At 74.5% G+C, this 22,339-nt stretch carries 24 protein-coding genes and 1 pseudogene; 14 read left to right on the top strand and 11 right to left on the bottom strand.

What is annotated here, in order from left to right; genetic code table 11:
• The 4 genes and pseudogenes from AA75_RS50905 to AA75_RS16345 form a co-directional block, all read right to left on the bottom strand.
• Positions 1–599 (bottom strand): annotated as a pseudogene (locus tag AA75_RS50905) (hypothetical protein); the annotation flags it as partial.
• A 300-nt stretch (positions 600–899) separates the two neighbouring features.
• On the bottom strand, positions 900–1,361 hold the full coding sequence (locus tag AA75_RS16355; RefSeq protein ID WP_063794371.1) for a DUF6113 family protein: 462 nt from the start codon (positions 1,359–1,361) through the stop codon (positions 900–902).
• On the bottom strand, positions 1,358–2,257 hold the full coding sequence (gene mshB / locus AA75_RS16350; RefSeq protein ID WP_033820768.1) for an N-acetyl-1-D-myo-inositol-2-amino-2-deoxy-alpha-D-glucopyranoside deacetylase: 900 nt from the start codon (positions 2,255–2,257) through the stop codon (positions 1,358–1,360). Before mshB ends, AA75_RS16355 begins: the two co-directional genes overlap by 4 nt.
• A gap of 28 nt (positions 2,258–2,285) precedes the next feature.
• Positions 2,286–2,480, bottom strand: a complete 195-nt coding sequence (locus AA75_RS16345; protein WP_033820767.1) for a hypothetical protein — start codon at positions 2,478–2,480, stop codon at positions 2,286–2,288.
• Positions 2,481–2,783: 303 nt separating this feature from the next.
• On the opposite strand from AA75_RS16345, the gene AA75_RS16340 reads away from it, so the two are divergent.
• From AA75_RS16340 to AA75_RS16320, 5 genes are all read left to right on the top strand, one after another.
• Entirely contained in the window at positions 2,784–4,904 is a 2,121-nt protein-coding gene (locus tag AA75_RS16340) for a S9 family peptidase (protein ID WP_033820766.1), read from the top strand.
• Positions 4,905–5,060: 156 nt separating this feature from the next.
• A complete protein-coding gene (locus tag AA75_RS16335) occupies positions 5,061–6,056 on the top strand; it encodes an ABC transporter ATP-binding protein (RefSeq protein ID WP_051812558.1) in 996 nt (331 codons plus the stop codon).
• Positions 6,053–6,775: an ABC transporter permease gene (locus AA75_RS16330; RefSeq protein WP_033820765.1), complete on the top strand. Its 723-nt coding sequence runs from the start codon at positions 6,053–6,055 to the stop codon at positions 6,773–6,775. The genes AA75_RS16335 and AA75_RS16330 overlap by 4 nt, the downstream gene beginning before the upstream one ends.
• A gap of 8 nt (positions 6,776–6,783) precedes the next feature.
• Positions 6,784–8,040, top strand: coding sequence for a sensor histidine kinase (locus AA75_RS16325; RefSeq protein WP_158515510.1), 1,257 nt, complete (start codon positions 6,784–6,786; stop codon positions 8,038–8,040).
• Entirely contained in the window at positions 8,037–8,642 is a 606-nt protein-coding gene (locus AA75_RS16320) for a response regulator transcription factor (RefSeq protein ID WP_033820764.1), read from the top strand. The genes AA75_RS16325 and AA75_RS16320 overlap by 4 nt, the downstream gene beginning before the upstream one ends.
• A gap of 36 nt (positions 8,643–8,678) precedes the next feature.
• On the opposite strand, the gene AA75_RS16315 is transcribed toward AA75_RS16320, so the two are convergent.
• Both AA75_RS16315 and AA75_RS16310 read right to left on the bottom strand, forming a co-directional pair.
• Positions 8,679–9,557: a transglutaminase-like domain-containing protein gene (locus AA75_RS16315; RefSeq protein WP_033820763.1), complete on the bottom strand. Its 879-nt coding sequence runs from the start codon at positions 9,555–9,557 to the stop codon at positions 8,679–8,681.
• A 37-nt stretch (positions 9,558–9,594) separates the two neighbouring features.
• Positions 9,595–10,620: a GNAT family N-acetyltransferase gene (locus AA75_RS16310; RefSeq protein WP_033820762.1), complete on the bottom strand. Its 1,026-nt coding sequence runs from the start codon at positions 10,618–10,620 to the stop codon at positions 9,595–9,597.
• Between the two features lie 128 nt (positions 10,621–10,748).
• Here AA75_RS16310 and fdxA point away from each other — a divergent pair, with 128 nt between their 5' ends.
• Complete coding sequence (fdxA, locus tag AA75_RS16305; protein WP_033820761.1) at positions 10,749–11,075, top strand: ferredoxin; 327 nt, start codon at positions 10,749–10,751, stop codon at positions 11,073–11,075.
• Positions 11,076–11,092: 17 nt separating this feature from the next.
• The gene (gene dapC / locus AA75_RS16300; protein ID WP_304441494.1) at positions 11,093–12,238 is read left to right on the top strand and encodes a succinyldiaminopimelate transaminase; all 1,146 of its coding nucleotides are present in this window, start codon (positions 11,093–11,095) and stop codon (positions 12,236–12,238) included.
• 87 nt (positions 12,239–12,325) lie between these two features.
• Here dapC and AA75_RS16295 read toward each other — a convergent pair whose 3' ends face one another.
• Together AA75_RS16295 and AA75_RS49400 are read right to left on the bottom strand one after the other, a co-directional pair.
• Complete coding sequence (locus AA75_RS16295; RefSeq protein WP_051812556.1) at positions 12,326–13,117, bottom strand: hypothetical protein; 792 nt, start codon at positions 13,115–13,117, stop codon at positions 12,326–12,328.
• A 458-nt stretch (positions 13,118–13,575) separates the two neighbouring features.
• Positions 13,576–14,610, bottom strand: a complete 1,035-nt coding sequence (locus AA75_RS49400) for a hypothetical protein (RefSeq protein WP_051812554.1) — start codon at positions 14,608–14,610, stop codon at positions 13,576–13,578.
• Positions 14,611–14,758: 148 nt separating this feature from the next.
• Here AA75_RS49400 and dapE point away from each other — a divergent pair, with 148 nt between their 5' ends.
• Positions 14,759–15,829 (top strand): succinyl-diaminopimelate desuccinylase, encoded by a 1,071-nt coding sequence (gene dapE / locus AA75_RS16285; protein ID WP_033820760.1) that lies wholly within the window; start codon positions 14,759–14,761, stop codon positions 15,827–15,829.
• A 92-nt stretch (positions 15,830–15,921) separates the two neighbouring features.
• Positions 15,922–16,734, top strand: coding sequence for a TIGR00730 family Rossman fold protein (locus tag AA75_RS16280; protein ID WP_033820759.1), 813 nt, complete (start codon positions 15,922–15,924; stop codon positions 16,732–16,734).
• Between the two features lie 14 nt (positions 16,735–16,748).
• Here the strand turns inward: AA75_RS16280 and folP are convergent, their stop codons facing one another.
• The gene (gene folP / locus AA75_RS16275) at positions 16,749–17,561 is read right to left on the bottom strand and encodes a dihydropteroate synthase (RefSeq protein ID WP_051812562.1); all 813 of its coding nucleotides are present in this window, start codon (positions 17,559–17,561) and stop codon (positions 16,749–16,751) included.
• A 157-nt stretch (positions 17,562–17,718) separates the two neighbouring features.
• Between folP and AA75_RS16270 the strand changes: the two genes are divergently transcribed.
• Positions 17,719–18,144: a DivIVA domain-containing protein gene (locus tag AA75_RS16270; protein ID WP_063794370.1), complete on the top strand. Its 426-nt coding sequence runs from the start codon at positions 17,719–17,721 to the stop codon at positions 18,142–18,144.
• Positions 18,141–18,719, top strand: coding sequence for a DNA-3-methyladenine glycosylase I (locus AA75_RS16265; RefSeq protein WP_033820758.1), 579 nt, complete (start codon positions 18,141–18,143; stop codon positions 18,717–18,719). Before AA75_RS16270 ends, AA75_RS16265 begins: the two co-directional genes overlap by 4 nt.
• 256 nt (positions 18,720–18,975) lie before the next feature.
• On the opposite strand, the gene AA75_RS16260 is transcribed toward AA75_RS16265, so the two are convergent.
• Positions 18,976–19,776, bottom strand: a complete 801-nt coding sequence (locus tag AA75_RS16260) for an enoyl-CoA hydratase-related protein (RefSeq protein WP_033820757.1) — start codon at positions 19,774–19,776, stop codon at positions 18,976–18,978.
• A gap of 304 nt (positions 19,777–20,080) precedes the next feature.
• Here AA75_RS16260 and AA75_RS45630 point away from each other — a divergent pair, with 304 nt between their 5' ends.
• On the top strand, positions 20,081–20,248 hold the full coding sequence (locus AA75_RS45630; protein WP_199520338.1) for a DUF3117 domain-containing protein: 168 nt from the start codon (positions 20,081–20,083) through the stop codon (positions 20,246–20,248).
• Positions 20,249–20,427: 179 nt separating this feature from the next.
• On the opposite strand, the gene AA75_RS16255 is transcribed toward AA75_RS45630, so the two are convergent.
• Positions 20,428–21,015: an O-methyltransferase gene (locus AA75_RS16255; RefSeq protein ID WP_359894084.1), complete on the bottom strand. Its 588-nt coding sequence runs from the start codon at positions 21,013–21,015 to the stop codon at positions 20,428–20,430.
• 256 nt (positions 21,016–21,271) lie between these two features.
• On the opposite strand from AA75_RS16255, the gene sigE reads away from it, so the two are divergent.
• Together sigE and AA75_RS51955 are read left to right on the top strand one after the other, a co-directional pair.
• A complete protein-coding gene (gene sigE / locus AA75_RS16250; protein ID WP_082526563.1) occupies positions 21,272–22,096 on the top strand; it encodes an RNA polymerase sigma factor SigE in 825 nt (274 codons plus the stop codon).
• On the top strand, positions 22,093–22,339 hold a 247-nt coding region (locus tag AA75_RS51955; protein WP_033820756.1), incomplete at its 3' end, for a zf-HC2 domain-containing protein. The genes sigE and AA75_RS51955, both read left to right, overlap by 4 nt.

Below are 22,339 nucleotides of genomic sequence, written 5' to 3'. Positions count from 1 at the left end.
GCACCCGGCGCGGCACCGGCCTGCGGACGGCCCGCGGCCTGGGCGGGCGCACCCGCACCCGCCGGCACCGGCGCGGCGGGCTCCTGACGGCCCTTCTGCCGGGGCCTGAACCACTCACCGGTCGACTCGGACTCGCTGGCCGCCGGGGCGGGGGCCGGAGCGGCCGCGGCAGGGGCCTGCGGGCCGTCCTGCCACTCGGGCGGCAGGTTGGCCGGGGGAGCGGACCGGGCGCCCTGGTCCATCACACCGAGCACCGGCGATCCGCCCGCGTCGGAGCGGTGCCGGGGCCCGGGCGGGCCCGCGGGCGGCTCGGCAGGGGAGTCCTCGTTCTTCATGGGCGAGCGCACCACGACCGGGGGGATCGGCCGGGAACCGGGGATGTTGATCCGCACCCGGGTGGTCAGCGTGGTCTCGGTCTTCGGAACGTCGTCGTCGGCCGGGACCTCGGCCGCGGCGGCGCTCCGCCCGGGCGGACCGAACTGGTCGGCACCGAAGCCGCCGGGAACCCCGACGCCGTACGGCGGGGTGCCCGACGGGTAGGCGTCCGGGCCCGGGCGACGGGGCTGCGGGTTGGCGCTGTCAGATTCGCGGCTGCTCAATGCTGCTCTGCTCCGGGTTCGCGCTCGGGCCGGGGCGCCGATCGCGGGTTGTGGGGTGTCCGCCCTGCCGAACGGCGACTGCCGCCGCGCGATGGAGTGGAGTGACCCCTCCGACACCAGCTTCTTCACGTGTTGGCTGCGGCAGCGGCGCTCGGCCACCGCAGGAATGAGCTCGAAGGTACCTTTCCGCCCTGCTCCCGAGGCCACCGGGGCCGCCGTGCGGCACCACCTTACTGGGAAGCGATCCCCGGCGACCTGGATCGGAATGAACCCGATACGCCCGAATGCTCCGGTATGGGACTACGGCCGGGGCGTTCTGACCGGCTGTCGCCGCTCCACCGGGGGCACCCCGAAGCCGTACCCCGACGAGGTCGGCAGGGTCGCGCAGACCACACCGCCGACCGAGCCGAAGAACAGGTAGAGATAGGAGGTCACCGCGGTGGAGATGACCAGATCCCCCTCCGGGCGGGGAGTCATCAGGACCAGCAGTACCGCGAACCAGCCCGCCAGCGGGATGCCCGCGCCCAGCTTCGTCCCGGTCACCCGCAGGCCCGCGTAGAAGACCGCGAGAGTGCCGGCCAGCGCCAGCAGCAGCCCGGCGGGCGCCCACAATGCCTGCACAAATGCTCCGCACAGCGACACCAGGGCGCCCAGGACGAAGAACAGCAGGTAGAGGGCGATCCGTCCGCCCCGCGGCGGCTGCGGCTCGGCCAGCCGCTCGGCCCGGCTCCCGAGCAGGGCCCGTACGAAACGCCTGATCACCGCAGCTCCTCCAGGTCGAGGCCGGCGAACAGGTCGGTCTCGGGCCGGCCCGGCCCGGCCTCACCGCGCGCCAGCTGGTAGTACTCGGTCGCGATCAGCGGCTGGCCGAGGCCGTTGCTGAGGGCGAAGAACGGGCCGTCGACGGTGATCTGGGTGGCGTGCGCCCGCATCGCGGCGGCCTTCGCGCCCGCGTACGCCGTCCCGTCCAGCACGGTGGTCACCACCGCGTCGTCCACCACGCCCGGGACGTCCGCGGGCCCGGCGACCCCGGGGAAGGGCGCCTTGGCGGCGGTCTCCCGCAGGCCCTGCTCGATCACCGAGCGGGGCATCCGGCAGTAGTAGACCTTGGCGATCCGCCAGGCCGGGCCGAGCCCGGGCCGGAACTCCGGGTCGGCCGCCAGCTCGTGGGCGCGCAGCGCGACCCGGTGGGCCTGGATGTGGTCCGGGTGGCCGTAGCCGCCGTTCTCGTCGTAGGTGACCAGCACCTGCGGGCGGACCTCGCGGACCACCGCGGCCAGCCGGCCGGCGGCCTCGTCGACCTCGGCCCGCCAGAAGCAGCCGGGGACGTCGTTCTCGGCGACCCCCATCATCCCGGAGTCGCGGTAGCGGCCCGGGCCGCCGAGGAAGCGGAAGTCGGTGACGCCGAGCTCGGCCATCGCCGCGGCCAGCTCGCCGATCCGGTACTCGCCGAGGGAGTCGTCCCGGTCGGCGGTGAGGTGGGCCAGCTCGGGCCCGATCACCTCACCGCCCTCGCCGAGGGTGCAGGTCACCAGCGTGACGCGGGCACCCTCGGCGGCGTAGCGCGCCATGGTGGCACCCGAGACGATCGACTCGTCGTCGGGGTGGGCGTGCACCAGCAGCAGGCGCCGGAGCGGCTGGTCGTCGGCAGCGGTCATGCCCGGCAGCCTATCGAGCGGGGCGGGGTCAGAGTTTCAGGTCATTGATCATCCCTGCGACGTTGCTGGTCACCTGCTGGATCGAAGGCGCGATCGAGCTGGACGCGAGGTAGAAGCCGAGCAGCGAGCAGATGATCGCGTGCGCGAGCTTCAGACCGGACCGGCGGATCAACAGCCAGACGATGACGAGCATCAGGACGGCGGCGGAGATGGACAAAGCCATTGCGGCTCACACCCCTTCTCGGGTGCGCCGCCCGCGGGCGGGGCGGCGGTCGGGACCTGCGGGGACCTGCGTCCGGCCCGGTGCCGGGAGGAACGGGACGTTCCGGCTCCGGGCCGATGGGACAACTCATACCCGATCGGTGAGCACCGCATCACGCTCCGTGAGGCGCGCCGGGCGTGGCGCAGTCGCCCGGGCGGGGCGCTCGGCCCGGTGGCGCCGGGGCCGGGCACCCTCCCGCCGAGGTTTCGGCGCGCTGCTCCGAACGAGTGATCACCGGGGACGTACCGCATAGGGTCTGGTGCCATGACCACCGAGAACCCCGCGGACACCTTCCCCCGGCAGTACGCGCGCACCCTGCGCTACACCGTCGGCGCGCCCCGCTCCTTCACCGTCGCACCCGACGGTTCCCGGGTCGCCTTCCTCCGGTCCGGCCCCGGCTCCGACCGGGCCAACCTGCTCTGGACGCTGGACACCGCCACCGGTGAGGAGCGGGTGGCGGCCGACCCGGCCGCGCTGCTCGGCGGCGGCGAGGAGCACCTCTCGGCCGCCGAGAAGGCCCGCCGCGAGCGCAGCCGCGAGGGCTCGGCCGGAATCGTCGGCTACGCCCTGGACGGCGCCGCCGCGCTCGCCGCCTTCGCGCTCTCCGGACGGCTGTTCGCCGCCGACCTGGCAGCCGGCACCGCCCGCGAACTGCCCGCCGCGGGCCCGCTGCTCGACCCCCGCCCCGCGCCGGACGGCAGCCACGTCGCGTACGCCAACACCGCAGGCGAGCTGCGGATCACCCGGACCGACGGCAGCGGCGACCGGGCGCTGGCCACCCCCGAGCGGCCCGGTGTGACCTGGGGCCAGGCCGAGTTCATCGCGCAGGAGGAGATGGACCGCGACCGCGGCTTCTGGTGGTCCCCGGGCTGCGACCGGCTGCTGGTCGCCCGGGCCGACGACGCGCCCGTCCGGCGCTGGTGGATCGCCGACCCGGCCAACCCGGCCAGCACCCCCGCCGAGGTCGCGTACCCCGCCGCCGGCACCGCCAACGCCGAGGTCACCCTCTGGCTGGTCGGCCTGGACGGCACCCGCACCGAGGTGGGCTGGGACCGCGAGGCCTTCCCGTACCTCGCCCGGGTGCACTGGTCGGCCGGCGGCCCGCCGCTGCTCCTGGTCCAGGCCCGGGACCAGCGCAGCCAGCAGATCCGCACGGTGGACCCCGCGACCGGCGCCTCCGAGCTGCTGGTCGCGGAGCAGGACGAGGTCTGGCTCGACCTGTTCCCCGGCGTCCCCGCCTGGACCCCGGACGGCCGGCTGGTGCGGATCGCCGACCAGGACGGCGTTCGGGCGCTGCTGGTCGGCGACCTGCCGGTCACCGACGCCGCGCTGCACCTGCGCTCGGTCGTCTCGGTCACCGAGGAGTCGGTGCTGTTCAGCGCCTCGGCCGGGGCCGCCGACCAGGAGCTGCCGCCCGGCTGGCAGGGCCTGTTCCGGGCCGGCGCCGGCGGTGTGCGCCCGCTCGTCGCGGGCGCCGACGGCGCGGCCAGCGCCGTGCACGCCGGCGGCGTGACCGTGCTCGCCACCGCCTCCACCGAGCGCCCCGGCACCACCGTCCGGGTGCTGCGCGGCGACACCGAGCTCGCCACCATCGCCTCGTACGCCGAGACGCCGCTGCTCACCGCGCGGCCGCTGTTCCGCTTCGCGGGCGAGCGGCGGATCCCGGCGGCGGTGTTCCTGCCCACCGGCTACGACGCCGGACGCGACGGCCCGCTGCCGGTCCTGATGGACCCGTACGGCGGCCCGCACGGCCAGCGGGTGGTCCGGGCGCACAACCCGCACCTGACCTCGCAGTGGTTCGCCGACCAGGGCTTCGCCGTGGTGGTCGCCGACGGGCGCGGCACCCCCGGGCGCAGCCCCGCCTGGGAGAAGGCGATCGCCTTCGACGTCGCCACCGTCACCCTGGACGACCAGGTGGCGGCGGTGCAGGCGCTGGCCGAGGAGTTCCCGCTCGACCTCGGGCGGGTGGCGATCCGCGGCTGGTCGTACGGCGGCTACCTGGCGGCGCTGGCGGTACTGCGCCGTCCCGACGTCTTCCATGCGGCCGTCTCGGGCGCGCCGGTGACGGACTGGGAGCTGTACGACACCCACTACACCGAGCGCTACCTCGGCCACCCGGGCGAGCGGCCCGAGGTGTACCGGTCCAACTCGCTGATCGAGGACGCGGCGAAGCTGGAGCGCCCGCTGATGCTCGTGCACGGCCTGGCCGACGACAACGTGGTGGCCGCGCACACCCTGCGGCTCTCCTCGGCGCTGCTGGCCGCCGGGCGCCAGCACACCGTGCTGCCGCTGTCCGGGGTCACCCACATGACGCCGCAGGAGCAGGTCGCCGAGAACCTGCTGCTGCTCCAGGTGGACTTCCTCAGGAGCGCGCTGGCCGGCTGACCGGCCGCCGCCCTCCCACGGCCGGGACCCGCCCGGGTCCCGGCCGTACCCGTGACATCCGTCATGCCGCACGCACGAGCGCGGACACTGCCGGGCCACCCGCCCCGCCGGGGACCCTGGAGTGGTCGCAAGCACGGTGGAGAGGACGCGGGTGGGATGAGGACGAGGACAGGCACGGACGAGGTGGCCGCCTTCCGGGGCGTCAGCAAGAGCTACGGCACGGTCGACGCGGTCAGCGGGCTCGACCTGGTGCTGCGGCCCGGCGAGACGGTCGCGCTGCTCGGCCCGAACGGGGCGGGCAAGTCCAGCAGCCTCGACCTGCTGCTCGGGCTGCGCGAGCCCGACCGGGGCAGCGTCGAGCTGTTCGGCGGCCCGCCGCGGGCCGCGATCGAGGCCGGCCGGGTCGGCGCGATGCTGCAGAGCGGCGGGCTGATGAACGACGTCAAGGTGGCCGAGCTGGTGGCCTTCGCCTGCGCGATCCACCCGCGCGGCCACCGCCCGGAGCAGGTGCTGGCCGATGCGGGCATCACCGAACTGGCCGGCCGCCGGGTCGACCGGCTCTCCGGCGGCCAGGAACAGCGGGTCCGGTTCGCGCTGGCGGTGGCCGGGGCCAACGACCTGATCGTGCTGGACGAGCCCACCACCGGGATGGACGTCTCGGTGCGGCAGGCGTTCTGGGCCACCATGCGGGCCCAGGCGGACGCCGGGCGCACGGTGCTGTTCGCCACCCACTACCTGGAGGAGGCGGACTCCATCGCCGACCGGGTGCTGGTGCTGCACAAGGGGCGGCTGATCGCCGACGGCACCTCCGCCGAGATCAAGGCCAAGGCGGGCGCCCGCCGGATCGCGTTCGAGCTGCACCCCTCGGACGGCCCGGTCGAGGAGCGGCTGCTGCGCTCGCTGCCGGGCACCGTGAGCCTGGACGTGACCGGCCGGCCGGACGGCGTGCGGACGGTGCGGATCCGCTCCACCGACGCGGACGCCGACGTCGCCGCCCTCTACCGGGCGGGGCTGTACCCGCGCGGCCTGGAGGTCACCGGCCTGGGCCTGGAGCAGGCCTTCCTGACCATCACCGGCGAGCACGACGCCGCCATCACCGGCGAGCACGACGCCGCCGGGCGCAGCGAGTTCGCGAAGGAGAGCGCGCGATGACCACCCTGATCCGGCTGGAGATCCTGCGCACCCTGCGCAACAAGCGGTACCTGATGTTCACGCTGCTCTACCCGGCGCTGCTGTACGTCTTCTTCATCAGCGCCTACAGCGGCGGCACGGTGGCGGGCGGGGTCCCGGCGAAGTCGTACTTCATGGTCTCGATGGCCACCTTCGGCGCGGTCGGGGCGGTGCTGACCGGCTCCGCCCAGCGGATCTCGCTGGAGCGCAAGAGCGGCTGGGTCCGCCAGCTGCGGCTGACCGCGCTGCCCGGGCGGGCGTACACCCTGGGCAAGATCGCCTCCTGCGCGGTGACCACGCTGCCGGCCATCGCGGTGGTCTTCGCGATCGGCGCGGTCGAGGGCGTCCGGCTGCCGGCCGCCCAGTGGCTGGGGCTGGCGCTGGCGCTGTGGCTCGGCAGCTTCGTCTTCGCGGCGCTGGGCGTGGCGCTCGGGTACGCGGCCGAGCCGGACGCGGTGCAGCCGGCGGTGATGATCGTCTACATGCTGATGGCGCTGTTCGGCGGCACCTGGTTCCCGGTCTCCGACTCGCTGAAGGCCTTCGCCCGGTTCAACCCGGTGTACCTGTACAACCAGCTGGCGGGCTTCACCCGGCCCGGGCAGTCGCTGGACACCGGGGCGGTGGCGGGGCTGGCCGGGTTCCTGGTGGTGTTCGTGGCCGCCGCGGCCGTCCTGTACCGCAGGGACAGCAAGGCGGCATGATGGCCACCATGCCGAAGCCGATCCCGTCCCACCGTCCCGTCGAGCACGGGGAGGAGGGGCGGGGCGGCGGTGCGTTCGCGACCATGCCCGGGGCGCCGGTGGACGGCCGGCGCCAGCTGGTGGTCAAGCTCAGCTGGATGTCGCTGTGGATGGTCTACCTGGTCTACCCGGTCCAGGACCTCGTCCGGGGCGGCCACGGCACCGCGGCCGTGGTGGCCGGCTCGGTGGCGCTGGCGGCCTTCGTCACCTCGTACCTGGCGCTGGTGGCGATCCGCACCACCAAGCCCGACGAGTGGTCCGGCAAGTACGGGGTGGTCGCGGCGATGCTGGTGATCGCGGTGGTGACCTCGATCACGCTGGGGCAGGCGTGGCTGACGCTGTTCACGTACGCCTCGGTGTGTGTGGCGGTCGTGCTGCCGACCCCGCTGGCGCTGCGCGGGGTGGCCGGCGTGACCGTGCTGGCGCTGGTGATCGCGCTGCTGACGCACGCCGACGGCGACACCCTGTTCGCGATCCTGCTGCCCTGCTTCCTCAGCGGTCTGGCGATGACCGGCCTGCAGCGGCTGGTGTCCACGATGAAGGAGCTGCGGGAGGCGCGGGCGACCGTGGCCCATCTGGCGGCCTCCGAGGAGCGGCTGCGGCTCGCCCGTGACCTGCACGACCTGCTCGGGCACTCGCTCTCGCTGATCACCATCAAGAGCGAGCTGGCGGGCCGCTTCATGGACCAGGACAAGCAGGAGGAGGCGCGGACCCAGGTCGCCGACATCGAGAAGGTCGCCCGGCAGTCGCTGATCGACGTCCGGGAGGCGGTCAGCGGTTTCCGGCGGCCCACCCTGGCGGTCGAACTGGCCGCCGCCCGGACGGCGCTGGCGACCTCGCAGATCACCCTGGAGGCGGCCCCGGCGGTGGCCGAGGGCCATCCGGCGCTGGGCGCCGAGGAGGCGGGGGCACTGGCCTGGGCGCTGCGCGAGTCGGTGACCAACATCGTCCGGCACGGCGCCGGGGCGAGCCGCTGCACCGTGACGCTGGACGAGGTGTGGGAGGGGGACGGCGAGCGCTTCGTCGTCCTGGAGATCACCGACGACGGCCGCGGTCCCGGCAAGTCCGGTCCCGGGAACGGGCTTTCGGGGCTCGGCGAGCGGCTGCAGCTGGTCGGCGGCCGGCTGGAGAGCGGTGCCGGGGAGCGGGGCAGGGGATTCAGGCTGCGGGCGCTGGTGCCGTTGCGCACCGTGGCGGCGGGCACGGCCGATAGTCTGCCGAAATGATCAGAGTTCTGCTGGCGGAGGATCAGGGGATGGTCCGGGAGGCGCTCGCCGCGCTGCTCGGGCTCGAGGGTGACATCGACGTGGTCGCCCAGGTGTCCCGCGGCGACGAGGTGGTGGCCGCGGCCGTCGCGCACGAGGTCGAGGTGGCCGTGCTCGACATCGAGATGCCCGGGATGACCGGCATCGAGGCCGCCGCCGAGCTGCGCCGGCAGCGGCCCGCCACCAAGATCGTGATCGCCACCACCTTCGGCCGGCCGGGCTACCTGCGCCGCGCGATGGAGTCCGGCGCGGACGCCTTCCTGGTCAAGGACGCGCCCGCGGCCGAACTGGCCGAGGCGATCCGCCGGGTGCTGCGCGGCGAGCGGGTGATCGACCCGACGCTGGCCGCGGCCGCGCTGGCCGAGGGCGCCAACCCGCTGACCGGGCGCGAGCGCGACGTCCTGGCGGCGGCCGCCGACGGCTCGGTCAACGCGGACATCGCCAGGCGGCTGCACCTGTCGGAGGGTACCGTGCGCAACTACCTGTCGATGGCGATCCAGAAGACCGCCGCCCGCAACCGCACCGAGGCAGTCCGGGTCGCCCGTGAGAAGGGCTGGCTCTGACCGCTTCCGCTGACCCGGAAGCCCTTCTCCCGCAGGTCAGTTGAGCCGGTGCCGGGCCGACCTGGCCTCCTGGCGGGCCCGGGCGGCGGCGTCCGGGTCGAAGGCGTCCAGGATCTGCGCGTAGGCGTCCATCTCGCCCGCGCCGGCCAGGAAGTCGCCGGTGCGGACCAGGAGTTCGGCGCGTTCCAGGCGCAGCTGGGCCGGGTGCCGGGGGAGCAGCAGGGCGAGCTCGGTGGCCCACAGCTGGGTACGGGCGTGCTCGGGACGCTCCGCGGCCCAGCTGCGGATGTTCCCGAGTACCCGCAGCACCAGGTCCAACGGCTGGGCCGGGGTGAGCAGTTCGGTGCTGAACCGCTGGCCGGCGGCGTGCACCAGCTTGGCCGCGTCGGCCAGGTCGAGCAGCCGCCCGCCGTGGAACGGATCGGCCAGGACGAAGTCGTCGCCGCCGCCCGGACCGCCCACCGCGACGATGAAGTGCCCCGGCAGGGCGATCCCGTGGACGGTGAGGCCGGCCCGGTCGGCGACCGCCGTCCAGACCAGCGACAGCATGATCGGCAGTCCGCGCCGGCGCCGCAGCACGTCCGGCAGCAGCGAGGACTCCAGCCGCCGGTAGTCCGCCTGCCGTCCGTGGAAGCGCTCGCGCCCGCCGAGGACGGCGGCCAGCAGCGCCGCGGTCTCCTCCGGCCCGCCGGGGCAGCGCTCGGCGACGGCGCGGCGGATCGCCGCGGCGTGCCGGTCGAGCGCAGCGTGGCAGGCCGAGAGCAGCTCGTCCAGGGTCGGCGGCTCCTCGGGGCCGTCGGGGCGGCCGAGGTCGCCCAGGGTGTGCTCGGCGGCGGCCAGCAGGCAGAGCAGCACCGGGTCGGGGTGCTCGGCCCTGGCCGCGGCACGGAAGCGGGATCTGCTCTGCTCGGTCACAGCAGCCTTCGTCGGTACGGGATGGTCGGGGCGGAACTCAGCTGTGCCCCCGCGGGGAGAGGCGGGCGTAGTGGTAAGTGTGACTGGTCGCGAAGCCCAGCCGGTCGTAGAGCGCCAGGGCGCCGTGGTTGTCGGCCTCGACCTGGAGGTAGCCGCCGCGCGCGCCCTCCTCGGCGGCCCGGGCGGCGAGTACGCCGGTCACCGTGGTCGCCAGCCCGCGCCGGCGGGCGTCGGGGGCGACCTCGATCGCGCTGAAGCAGGCCCAGTCGCCGTCCACGGCGAGCCGCCCGATGGCGAGCGGCGGCGCGTCCGGCCCGGGGCCGGGGACGGTGGCGAACCAGACCGACGGCCCGCCGTGGATCACCTGCCGGGCGGCACGCTCCACCGCGGGGTCGGCCGTCACTCGCCGGTAGAGCGACATCCAGCCGGAATCGGCGGTCCGTGCCAGCCGGACGGCCTGCGGCTCGCGGGCGAGGCGGGCCAGCTCACCGAGCGGCGCGACCCGGACCTCGGTGGCCGCCAGTGCGGCGCCGGCACGACCGAGTTCCGCCGCCAGCTCCGGCGGCGAACCGGGGTCGACCACCTCGACGTACGCGGGCAGACCGCGGGCGGCGTACCAGGCGCCCACCCGCTCCAGGGCGTCCGGCAGCGGCAGCCCCGGGTCGCCGAGCGCCTGGACCGAGTTGGCCCGGCGGGTGAAGCCGGCCGACGCGCGTAGCGTCCACTCCCCGAGCGCCTCCTGCTCGACGGCGGGCCAGCCGGCCGCGGCGATCCGCTGCAGCTCGACGGGCGTGGCCTCGGGCAGCGGGGTCCGGCGGGCCGGGAACGGCGGCACGGTCCTGCCCGCGACCAGCAGGTCCTCCGGGAAGCCCACCGGGTCGCCGCTGCGCGGAACCACGGTCAGTCCATGATCGTTCCAGGATTCGAGCACCCCGATCACATCGCGGAACACCGGACGGCCGCCGACCGGCTCCGACAGGCGGCGGACGGACACCCGTCGGCCCACGTCAGAACGGTCTATCCGGACCTCCGGACGGTCCGTGGCCGGGATTCCACCTGTCATCAGGGGCACCTCCTGTGCATTTGTGGTCTCTGACCCGCGATACTAGGTGCGGGCATCGACGACGCCGCGCTCACCCGCGCGACCGAGTAAACAGTAGGGCGGCAGCCCTTCCGAGGAGGAACGACAGCGTGACCTACGTCATCGCGCAGCCTTGTGTCGACGTCAAGGACAAGGCGTGCATCGAAGAGTGCCCGGTTGACTGCATCTACGAGGGCAAGCGCTCTCTTTACATCCACCCGGATGAGTGTGTCGACTGTGGTGCGTGCGAGCCGGTCTGCCCGGTCGAGGCGATCTTCTACGAGGACGACACTCCGGAGGAGTGGAAGGACTACTACAAGGCGAACGTCGAGTTCTTCGACGACCTCGGCTCGCCGGGCGGGGCCTCGAAGCTCGGTGTGATCGACTCTGACCACCCGTTCATCGCCGCTCTGCCGCCGCAGAACGCCGAGCACTGATCGGTGGCAGCACAGCTGTGAGCATCGAGAACAGCAAGCGCGCGCCGCTCCCGGGCCACCCGGGGGCGGCGCGCCGCGTGTCCGACCTGCTGCCGGTCTTCCCCTGGGACCGGCTGGAGCCGTACAAGCAGACGGCGCTCGCCCACCCCGGCGGCCTGTGCGACTTCTCCGTGGGCACCCCGGTGGACCCGGTCCCCGAGCTGATCCAGAAGGCGCTGGCCGCCAGCACCGACACGCCCGGCTACCCGACCGTCTGGGGACCGCTGGAGCTGCGCGAGGCGATCGCCGGCTGGCTCGGCCGCCGGCTGGGCGCCAGGATCGGCCCGCAGGCGGTCCTGCCGACCATCGGCTCCAAGGAGCTGGTGGCCTGGCTGCCCGGGCAGCTCGGCCTCGGCCCCGGCGACCAGGTGGCGTACCCGCGGCTGGCCTACCCGACCTACGAGGTCGGCGCCCGGCTGTGCGGGGCCGAGCCGGTGGCGTACGAGTCGGTCGACGAGCTGGACCCGGCCAGGGTCCGGCTGCTGTGGCTGAACTCGCCGTCCAACCCGACCGGCCGGGTGCTGCCCGCCGCCGAGCTGCGCCACGCCGTGGCGTGGGCGCGCGAGCACCGGGTGCTGCTGGTCAGCGACGAGTGCTACCTGGAGCTCGGCTGGGAGGCCGAGCCGGTGTCGGTGCTGCACCCCGAGGTGTGCGGCGACGACCACGAGGGCCTGCTGGTGGTCCACTCGCTGTCCAAGCGGTCCAACCTGGCCGGCTACCGGGCCTCCTTCGTGGCCGGTGACCCGGTGGTGGTCAAGGAGCTGCTGGAGATCCGCAAGCACGGCGGCATGATCGTGCCGGCCCCGGTGCAGGTGGCCACCGTCGCCGCGCTGGCGGACGACGCGCACGTGGCCGAGCAGCGGGCCCGCTACGCGGCCCGGCGCTCCGCGCTGCGGGCCGCACTGGAGGCGTACGGCTTCCGGATCGAGCACTCGGAGGCCAGCCTGTACCTGTGGGCGACCCAGGACCGGCCGTGCTGGGAGAGCGTCGCGGAGCTGGCGGCGCTCGGCATCCTGGTGGCGCCCGGCGACTTCTACGGTCCGGCCGGGGACCGCTTCGTGCGGGTGGCGTTCACCGCCACCGACGAGCGGGTGGCCGCGGCGGTGGAGCGGCTGACCGCCTGAGGGCGCGGGACCGGGTACCGGACAGGCCGAAGGGGCGGCCCGCACACGCTGTGCGGGCCGCCCCTTCGGCCTGTCCGGCGGGCGGGGTCAGTGGCCCAGGCCGCCGCCGCCGAGACCGCCGAGACCGCCGAGCAGGCCGGTGACCGGGCCGAGGCCGCTCAGACCGCCGTTGGTCAGACCGCCGTTGGTCAGGCCCTCCAGCGGGTTGCCGGAGCCCAGGGAGGGGACGCCGCCCAGACGGTTCTCGGCGGCCGGGTGGCCCAGCGAGGTCAGCGAGTCGGCGCCGGGGACGGCGTGGGTCAGGCCGGTGACGGCGTCCGTGCCGGGCAGGCCGCTGGTGGGCAGGGCGCCGGTGGGCAGCAGGCCGGAGGCGGCGCCGAGCGGGGAGCTCGCGGCGGAGGCGCTGCGGGTGGTGGCCGGGACCACCTTGTCGGTGACGGCCGGGGCGACCTTGTCGGTGACCGCGGGGCCGACCTTCTCGACCAGGGCGGGTCCGGCCACGGCGGCCAGCTTGGACAGGGTGCCGGCAGCGGCGGCGGTCTTGCCGGCCGGGGAGGTCACCTTGCCGAGCGACTGGTTGGTGTCCGGGAGGGCGTGCGCGAGGGTCCGGCCGGCCGCGTCGGCGGCCAGCGGAACCCCGGTGGAGACGGTCTCGGCGCCGGTCGCCCCGGCGACCTGGCCGAACTCGTGGGCCGCGTCCTGCACCGTCGAGGACGAGCTGGGCGCGTCCTCGAGCGTGGACGTCAGGCCGGCCCCCAGGTCGGTCGGCGGCACCAGGTCGGCGGCGGACGCGGCCTGGGCCACGGCCATGGGTGCCGCACCGGCTGCTGCGACGAGCAGCGCGGCCTGGGCGATCCGGCGCTTGAGGGGGTGAGACATGGTGCTCCTAAGGGGTGAGGATGCCCGGCGTACCCCCGAGGACGGGTGTCCCGTCGGGCGGACGACGTGATTACCGCTAGAGGAGCGAGAAGGTTTCGGCCGGTCAAGGTAAAGGGTTGCTCAACATCGGACGATCCTCTTTCTGGCATACCGGACATCTCGCCCGGCGGGACGGGCCTGAAGAATCGTCACTCCGCTTGCCGTGACAGGCCGACCGCGGGGTCGCCCCCACCCCGGGGAGCGGGCCGCCGACCGCCACCGGCGGCAACCCCGGATTGACATCAATCACCCGCCCGGCGGTAACCCGCTCACCAGTCCGTCAACACCGGGGCGGTGCGCGAGGGCGCCCCGGCCGGAACGGCCCGAGGGCCGGCCCCGGCCGGGGCGCGGGTGCTTCGTGTCCGGGTGGGCCCGTACCGGCGAGGAGGGGGCCGGGCGAGGAGGGCCCGGGCGGGCCGCTACTTCTTGACCGGGGCGCCGAGCGTGATCAGCACCCGGTCGGTCCCCGCGGCGTCGGTCTGCGGCTTCCAGCCGTCCGTCGGCCGGTCCACCTTCCAGACCTTGCCGTCGAAGCGCACACTGCCGATCCCCAGGTCCTGCGCCTGCGCCACCGCCCACTGCGCCACCGCCCAGCCGGCCTGCCGCTGCGCACCCGGGCCCGGGTCGGCCGTCGCGGTCGGCTGCGGGGTGAGCGCGAACACCTCGCGCGGGTCCTTCGCCGCCTTCGGCGCGGACGCCACGACCACGGCCTTGCCGAACTCGCGGCGCACCCGGTCGCCCAGCGTCACGGGCTGCTGCGGGCCGGCGGGCGCGGCGGAGCCGGCCGGGGCGGGCGTACCCGCGGCCGCCGGGCTCGCGGCCGTGTCCGGGGCGGCGGGCGAGGGCGCCGAGAGCTCGTGCACCACGCAGGTCAGCGCGGCCGGTTCGCGGCCGGTGAGCGCGGCGGAGACCAGCGTCGCGTTGGTCTCGTGCTTGGCGTACGCCTGCGGGTAGCCGCTCTTCTGCACCTGCTGGGCCGCGTCGGTGAGCGGCAGCCGGGCGTAACCGGGCACCTTCACCAGGCTGTCCAGGAACTTGTTGGTGGCGTAGACCGGGTCCTTGATCTGCTCCGCGGTGCCCCAGCCCTGGGAGGGGCGCTGCTGGAACAGTCCGAGCGAGTCCCGGTCGCCGCCCTCCAGATTGTGGATCTTGGACTCCTGCATCGCGGTGGCCAGCGCGATGGTCACCGCCCGCTCCGGCAGCCCGCGGGAGAGCGCCACCGCGGCGATGGTCGCGGCGTTGGAGGCCTGGGTGAGGTCGAGCGTGCCGGAGCCCGCCGCCGTGTCGATCTTGCAGCCCTCCGGCGGCGCGATCAGCTTGTCCCGGTTGAGGTAGACCACCAGGCCGGCGACCACCAGCAGGGCCAGCAGCCCGGTCAGCATCCGCCGCAGCGGCCGGCGGCGCCGCCCGGCCGCTCGGGAGCCGGCCGTCCCGCCGTTCGTCTCCTCGGACACCTCAGCTCCTTTTCTCCGAACACGCCCGCACACCGTACCCAGTCGGACGTCCTGACGCCGCGATCCGGTTGCCCGCCGGCGCCCCCGACCTGCGTCCGACCCGCGTCCGGCCGGGCGGCGGCCGGGTGCACCGATAGGCTGGGCGACCATGAGCAGCCCGCACACACCCCTCGACCTGAGCCTCGACGGCGGCGCCCTGACCGCGCAGCTGGTCGACTTCCCCTCCGTCAGCGGCGACGAGCAGCCGCTCGCCGACGCGGTCGAGACCGCGCTGCGCGCCCTCCCGCACCTCACCGTCGACCGGTACGGCAACAACGTGGTGGCCCGCACCGCGCTCGGCCGCGCCGAGCGGGTGCTGCTCGCCGGGCACCTGGACACCGTGCCGATCGCGGACAACCTGCCCTCGTACGTGGACGGCGACCTGCTCTACGGCTGCGGCACCTCCGACATGAAGTCCGGGGTCGCGGTGCAGCTGCGGCTGGCCGCCACGCTGCCCGCGCCCAACCGCGACCTGACCTTCGTCTTCTACGACTGCGAGGAGATCGAGGCCTCCCGCAACGGCCTCGGCCACCTGGCCGCCGCCCGCCCCGACTGGCTGGCGGCGGACTTCGCGGTCCTGATGGAGCCCAGCGGCGCGATGGTCGAGGGCGGCTGCCAGGGCACCATGCGGGCGCAGATCACCCTCACCGGCACCCGCGCGCACGCCGCCCGCAGCTGGCTCGGCGACAACGCCATCCACCACGCCGCCGGGGTGCTCACCCTGCTCGCCGGCTACCGGCCGCGCACCGTGGAGATCGACGGCCTGGAGTACCGCGAGGGCCTCAACGCGGTCCGGATCGACGGCGGCGTGGCCGGCAACGTGATCCCCGACGAGTGCGTGGTGACGGTCAACTTCCGCTACGCGCCGGACCGCTCCGAGGCCGAGGCCGAGGCGCACCTGCGCGAGGTCTTCGACGGGTACCCGCTGACCGTCACCGACTCGGCGCCCGGCGCACTGCCGGGCCTCGGCCGCAGCGCCGCCCGGGCCTTCCTGGCGGCGGTCGGCGGCGGGGCCAGGGCCAAGTTCGGCTGGACCGACGTGGCCCGGTTCAGCGCGCTCGGCGTCCCGGCGGTCAACTACGGCCCCGGCGACCCGAACCTGGCGCACAAGCGGGACGAGCACTGCTCGCTGAGCGCCATCGCCGAGGTCGAGCAGCGGCTGCGGGACTGGCTGGCCTGAGGCCGGCCGGCCGCGGGCGCGGGGCCGTCGGTTTCACTCCACGCCCTCCGGTGTTTCCCGAAAAGACGTCATCACGGGCGTAGGGTTTCGTCATGACAGCCACAGGAGATGACACCAACGACGGGACCGTTCCGGACGAGTTCGGCGCGCCCGAGCGGAAGAAGCCCTGGCCGGAGAAGCAGAAGGGCCCGGTGCTGCTGCGCCGGGACCAGGTCGGCACCAGCACCACCGACCAGCGCCTGCTGGACACCACCGGCCCGACCGACTGGCTGCACACCGACCCGTGGCGGGTCTGGCGGATCACCTCGGAGTTCGTCGAGGGCTTCGGCGCGCTGGCCGAACTCCCGGCCGCGATCAGCGTGTTCGGTTCGGCCCGGACCCCGGTGGACTCGCCCGAGTACGCGGCCGGGGTGGCCATCGGCCGGGCACTGTCGGAGGCCGGCTACGCGGTGATCACCGGCGGCGGGCCGGGTGCGATGGAGGCCGCCAACCGCGGCGTCTCGGACGCCGGCGGGCTCAGCGTGGGGCTCGGCATCGAGCTCCCCTTCGAGCAGGGGCTCAACGAGTTCGTCGACCTCGGGCTGAACTTCCGGTACTTCTTCGTCCGCAAGACGATGTTCGTGAAGTACTCGCAGGGCTTCGTGGTGCTGCCGGGCGGGCTCGGCACGCTGGACGAGCTGTTCGAGGCGCTGACCCTGGTGCAGACCAAGAAGGTCACCCGCTTCCCGGTGATCCTCTTCGGCACCGCCTACTGGGGCGGACTGGTGGACTGGCTGAAGAACACCCTGGTCGCCCAGGGCAAGGCCTCCCCGCAGGACCTGGAGCTGTTCCACGTCACCGACGAGATCGACGACGTGCTGAAGATCCTGGAGGAGAGCCGCCGCCCCAACGGGACCGCCGTGTAGGTGCGGTCCGGCCGCTACGCCAGGCCCCGGCGGGCGACCGCCGGGGGCCGGGTGCCCCTGATCGAGGCGACCATGTCGAGCACCTGCCGGGTCTCGGCCACCTGGTGCACCCGGTACACCTGCGCACCCAGCCAGGCGGAGACGGCGGTGGTGGCCAGGGTGCCGATCAGCCGCTGGTCCACCGGGCGGTCCAGGGTCTCGCCGACGAAGTCCTTGTTGGAGAGCGAGACCAGCACCGGGAAGCCGGTGGCGGTCATCTCCGGCAGCCGCCGGGTGGCCTCCAGCGAGTGCCGGGTGTTCTTGCCGAAGTCGTGGCCCGGGTCGATGACCAGCGCGTCCCGCCGCACCCCGAGCGAGGCGGCCCGCTCGGCCAGGCCCACGGTGACCTCCAGGATGTCGGCCATCACGTCCTGGTAGCCCTTGCGGTGCGGCCGGGTGCGCGGCTCGGCCCCGCCGGCGTGGGTGCACACCAGCCCCGCGTCGTACCGGGCGGCGACCTCGGCGAGCTTCGGGTCGACCCCGCCCCAGGCGTCGTTGAGCAGGTCCGCGCCCACCTCGCAGACCGCCTCGCCGACCTCGTGCCGCCAGGTGTCCACGCTGATCACGGCGTCCGGGTGGCGCCGGCGCAGCTCGGCCACGAACGGGACGGTGCGGCGCAGCTCCTCCTCGACCGTGACCTCCTCGCCGGGCCCGGCCTTCACCCCGCCGATGTCGAGGATCGCGGCGCCCTCGGCCATGGCCCGCTCGGCGGCGGCGAACGCCGCCTCGTCCGCGAAGGTGGCGCCGCGGTCGAAGAACGAGTCCGGGGTCCGGTTGACGATCGCCATGATCACCAGCTCGTCGCTGCCGAACTCCCGTGGGCCGAGGCGCAGTGCCACCAGTGTCTCCTCCGCAGCTTCTCCGGGTGCAATGATGGGCCCCGGCCTTCTGGGGACCATGATCCCACCTCTGTCGGGGCCGGCCGTGAACTCTGGAGGACAGCTCGTGTTCTGGGTGATCGTGGTGGCGATGGCCGTGGTGGTCGGCGGTGCCGCCCTGGTGGCGCTGGGCGGTGGCGGCTCGCTGCCGGACGCCGAGCACGACCGGCTGGACGTCCGGCTCCCGCAGGACCGCCCGCTCGGCCCGCACGACGTGGACACCCTGCGCCTGCCGATGGCACTGCGCGGCTACCGGATGGGCGAGGTGGACGACGTGCTCGACCGGCTCGCCGCCGAGCTCGCGCACCGGGACGCCCGGATCGCCGAGCTGGAGGCGGCCGCGGTGCTGCGCGGCGCGGTCGAGGCGGCCCCGGAGGGGGCGGCCGGAGTGGAGCCGCTGCCCGGCCTGGAGGCGTTCGCCAAGGTGGTCGGCGAGGCCGGGACCGGGACCGGGGCGCCGGAGCAGCCCGCCGACCGGTCGGGCGACCGGTGAGCGGCGCGGTCGCGGGCCCGGACGGGCTGCTGCGCTGCGGCTGGGGCGAGTCCTCCGACGACTACCGGGTCTACCACGACACCGAGTGGGGCCGGCCGGTGCACGGCGAGGACCCGCTGTTCGAGCGGATCTCGCTGGAGGCCTTCCAGTCCGGGCTGTCCTGGATCACGATCCTGCGCCGCCGGGAGGGGTTCCGGTCCGCCTTCGCGGGCTTCCGGATCGCCGAGGTGGCCGAGTTCACCCCCGCCGACGCCGAGCGGCTGATGCAGGACGCGGGGATCATCCGCAACCGGGCCAAGATCGAGGCGACCATCGCCAACGCCCGCGCGGCCCGGGCGCTCGACGGCGGCCTGGACCCGCTGATCTGGGAGTTCGCCGCCGATCCCGGGCGCCCGGCCCCCCGCACCCTCGCCGAGGTGCCGGCCGTGACCCCGGAGTCGACGGCGCTGGCCAAGGCGCTGAAGAAGAACGGCTTCCGGTTCGTCGGGCCGACCACCGCGTACGCCCTGATGCAGGCCTGCGGCCTGGTCGACGACCACCTGGCCGACTGCCACGTGCGGACCGGGCGCCGCTAGGGCGCGTTTGCAGAGTCCCGCCGGGTCCGCGACTCCCCCAGCCTCCGGCCGGGAGGTACCCCCAGGCATCCCGTCCGGACGCACGCCCGGACCACCCAAGTACGACCCAGTACGAGGGTGATCCGGGCGCACGCCCGGCCGGGCGCCCAACGCCGCGGCCTGATCCGACGCGACTTGGCAAACGCGCCGTGGGACCGGCGCCCGGTACGGCGGTTCGGCGCGGGCGGCCCGGGTCCGCGCTGCCCGGCCGCGGTGCTCAGCGGCCCAGGTAGACCGGCTTCTCCTTGGCCAGGAAGGCGCGCACCGCGATCCGGTGGTCCTCGCTGTCCCCGGCCAGGGTCTGCAACTCGTCCTCCTTGTCGAGCAGTTCGCTGAGCGAGTGGTCGGCGGCGTAGGACAGCGAGGCCTTGATCGCGCCGTACGCGACGGTCGGGCCCTCGGCCAGCTGCTGGGCGAACTCGCGGGCGGTGGCGGCCAGTTCGGCGGCCGGGACGACCTTGGTGGCGAGGCCCAGGGCGAGCGCCTCGTCCGCTTTGACGGTCCGCGGCAGCATCAGCAGCTCGGTGGCCCTGGCGTGCCCGACCAGCCGGGGCAGCGTCCAGGAGGCGCCGGAGTCGGCGGTCAGCGCGATCCCGGCGAAGGCGGTGTTGAAGCCGGCCGAGTCGGCGACGATCCGGAAGTCGCAGGCGAACGCCAGCGAGGCGCCGGCGCCCGCCGCGACCCCGCCGACCGCCGCCACCGTGGGCTTGCGCATCCCGGCGAGCGCCCGCACCAGCGGGTTGTAGTGCTCCGAGACGGTCTTCAGCGGCGCCGCGCCGGTCTCCTCGGCGAGCTTGAGCAGGCCCAGGTGCTCCTTGAGGTCCTGGCCGACGCAGAACGCCCGCTCGCCGGCGCCGGTCAGCAGCAGCGCGCGGACGGCGGGGTCGGCCGCGGCCTCGGTCACGGCGTCCCGCAGGGCGATCTTGGTGGGCACGTCCAGCGCGTTCATCGCGTCCGGCCGGTTGATGGTGACGACGGCCAGTCCGGCGGAGAGTTCGTACAGCACGGAGTCGGTCATGGGCTGAGGGCTCCCGGGAGTCGTGGGGCGGTCCTGCTACGGATGCCAGGCCAGCATGACGGAGGCCGGGCCGGGCTGGGGAGTGTGAGGTAGCGCACCCCGGCGCAGCGTGTCGAACACCGTCCCGCACGGCCCGGACCCGCCCCCGGGCCGGTCCCGGAGGGCCGGTCGGCCCCTGTCCCGAGGGTGATGTTGGTCATCGGGGCGCCGCATGCGGGATAATGGCTTCCGATCAATGCGTTCGATACCGGCGGTGGACGGACTTCCGGTACGAAACTGCGCGGTTGCAGGAAGGGGAACGAGCATGGCGGCCATGAAGCCGCGGACGGGTGACGGCCCGCTCGAGGTCACCAAAGAGGGGCGAGGCATCATCATGCGCGTTCCGCTGGAAGGCGGCGGACGCCTCGTGGTGGAGCTCACGCCTACGGAGGCCGAAGAGCTGGGCGAGGCGCTGAAGAAGGTCTGCGACTGACCTAGCGGGAGCTGCCCTCGTCTCCCGAGCTGTGTGCGGGGCCCGTGTCCGAGTCAGGACGCGGGCCCTTCGCCTGTCCTGCCGGGGCCGCCAGGGGCCCTCCGGAGGCCGGGACGGGCCCACTGCGGCCTGCGCCCGGGCCCCGGAGGGGAGGTGCCCCGGGATCCGCCCCCGGGGGCTCAGCGTTTGACGGCGCAGAGCAGTCCGTCGCTGACCGGCAGCAGGGCGGGCAGCAGCCGCTCGCTCTCCCGGACCTCGCGGACCAGTTCGCGGACGGCGTGGGTCTGCGGGTCGTGCTGGTCGGGTTCGGCCAGCCGGCCCTCCTGGAAGACCCCCTCGAAGCAGACCATCCCGCCGGGCCTGAGCAGGCGCAACGATTCTGCAAGGTACTGCTGGGACTCGGCCGGGTCGCCGTCGCAGAACACCAGGTCGTACTGGCCGTCGGCGAGCCGCGGCAGCACGTCCAGCGCCCGGCCCGGGATGAAGCGCGAGCGGTTCGAGGCGAAGCCGGCCGCGTGGTACGCCTCGCGGGCGTACTGCTGGTGCACCGGCTCGGCGTCGACGGTGGTCAGCACGCCGTCCGGCCGCATGCCGCGCAGCAGGTAGACGCCGGAGACCCCGGTACCGGTGCCGATCTCGGCCACCGCCTTGGCGTCCAGCGCCGCCGCGACCAGCCGCAGACAGGCGCCGCCGCTCGGCCCGATCGCCCGGATGCCCAGCCGCGCGGACTGCGCCCGGGCGTAGGTCAGCACCGCGTCCTCGCCCACGTAGGTGTCCGCGAGGGCCGCGCGCGCGGGCCCGAAGTCGGTGATGGCTGCCTCTCCCCGAGCGGCGGATGCCGACCTGATGTCGACATTTCCCGCCACACACTACTGGCCGGGCGGGAACCGCGTTCGGCGACCGGCCGTTGTCCCAGCACGGGAGCGGACGATCCGACCGCGCACCACCCGGCCCGGGCAGTGAGCCTGCCCGGCCAGGCGGGCAGCGGACTGCTCTTATCCAGATCTGACGGGTGAGGTGGATATGGTGGTGGCCCTGCTGGGCAGAAGAGCCGACCGAGGAGGTGTGGCCGAGGGCGACGTCCCTGTGCGGCGGCACTTCCGCGGCACCTCGTCGGCCCGTACGCCGAAGCCCGTGATGAACCAGTCTGTGCAATCCCCCCTGGACACGTCGACCGCAGCCGACCACCCGGTGGCCGAGGCCGCCGCCACGCGCGCGACCTTCGCAGAGGGGCCCGACGCGCAGGGCTGGACGCCGCCGAGCTGGGAGGAGATCGTCGAGGCGCACAGCGCCCGGGTCTACCGCCTGGCCTACCGCCTGACGGGCAACCAGCACGACGCCGAGGACCTCACCCAGGAGGTCTTCGTCCGGGTCTTCCGCTCGCTGTCCACCTACACCCCCGGCACCTTCGAGGGCTGGCTGCACCGGATCACCACCAACCTCTTCCTGGACATGGTGCGCCGACGGCAGCGGATCCGTTTCGACGCCCTCGGGGACGACGCGGCCGAGCGGCTCCCCAGCCGCGAGCCCAGCCCCGCCCAGCACTTCAGCGACACCCACTTCGACGCCGACGTCCAGCAGGCGCTGGACACCCTGGCCCCGGAGTTCCGGGCCGCCGTCGTGCTCTGCGACATCGAGGGCCTGTCGTACGAGGAGATCGCCGCCACCCTGGGCGTCAAGCTCGGGACGGTGCGCAGCCGGATCCACCGCGGCCGCTCGCACCTGCGGGCCGCCCTCAAGCACCGCGCGCCCGGCACCGTCCCCGGCCGCGCCCGTCGCGGCGGATCCGAGGAGCCGCTGCCGGTCGGCGCCGCGCCCGCCGGTGAGAGTGACCGGGGGGGCTCGTGAGCGGCGGCGGCCCGGCGGAGGCCGGCCGCTCCCGGCGCGGGGCCGGCCGACTCCAGCTGGGCCGGCGCGGTGAGGACCAGGCGCTCGCGCTGCACGCCGTCCCGGTGCGGCCGGTCGAGCCCGCCGCGGACGAGCACCACCTCGGCGACCGGCTCTCCGCCTACCTGGACGGCGAGCTCGGCCACGACTCCCGCGAGCGGGTCCAGGCGCACCTGGCGACCTGTCCCCAGTGCCTGGCCGAGG

It is taken from the genome of Kitasatospora sp. MBT63, assembly GCF_000710465.2.
Classification (GTDB): Bacteria; Actinomycetota; Actinomycetes; order Streptomycetales; family Streptomycetaceae; genus Kitasatospora.
Note: the sequence above shows the minus strand (reverse complement) of the source record. Positions and strands in the feature narration are given on the sequence as shown.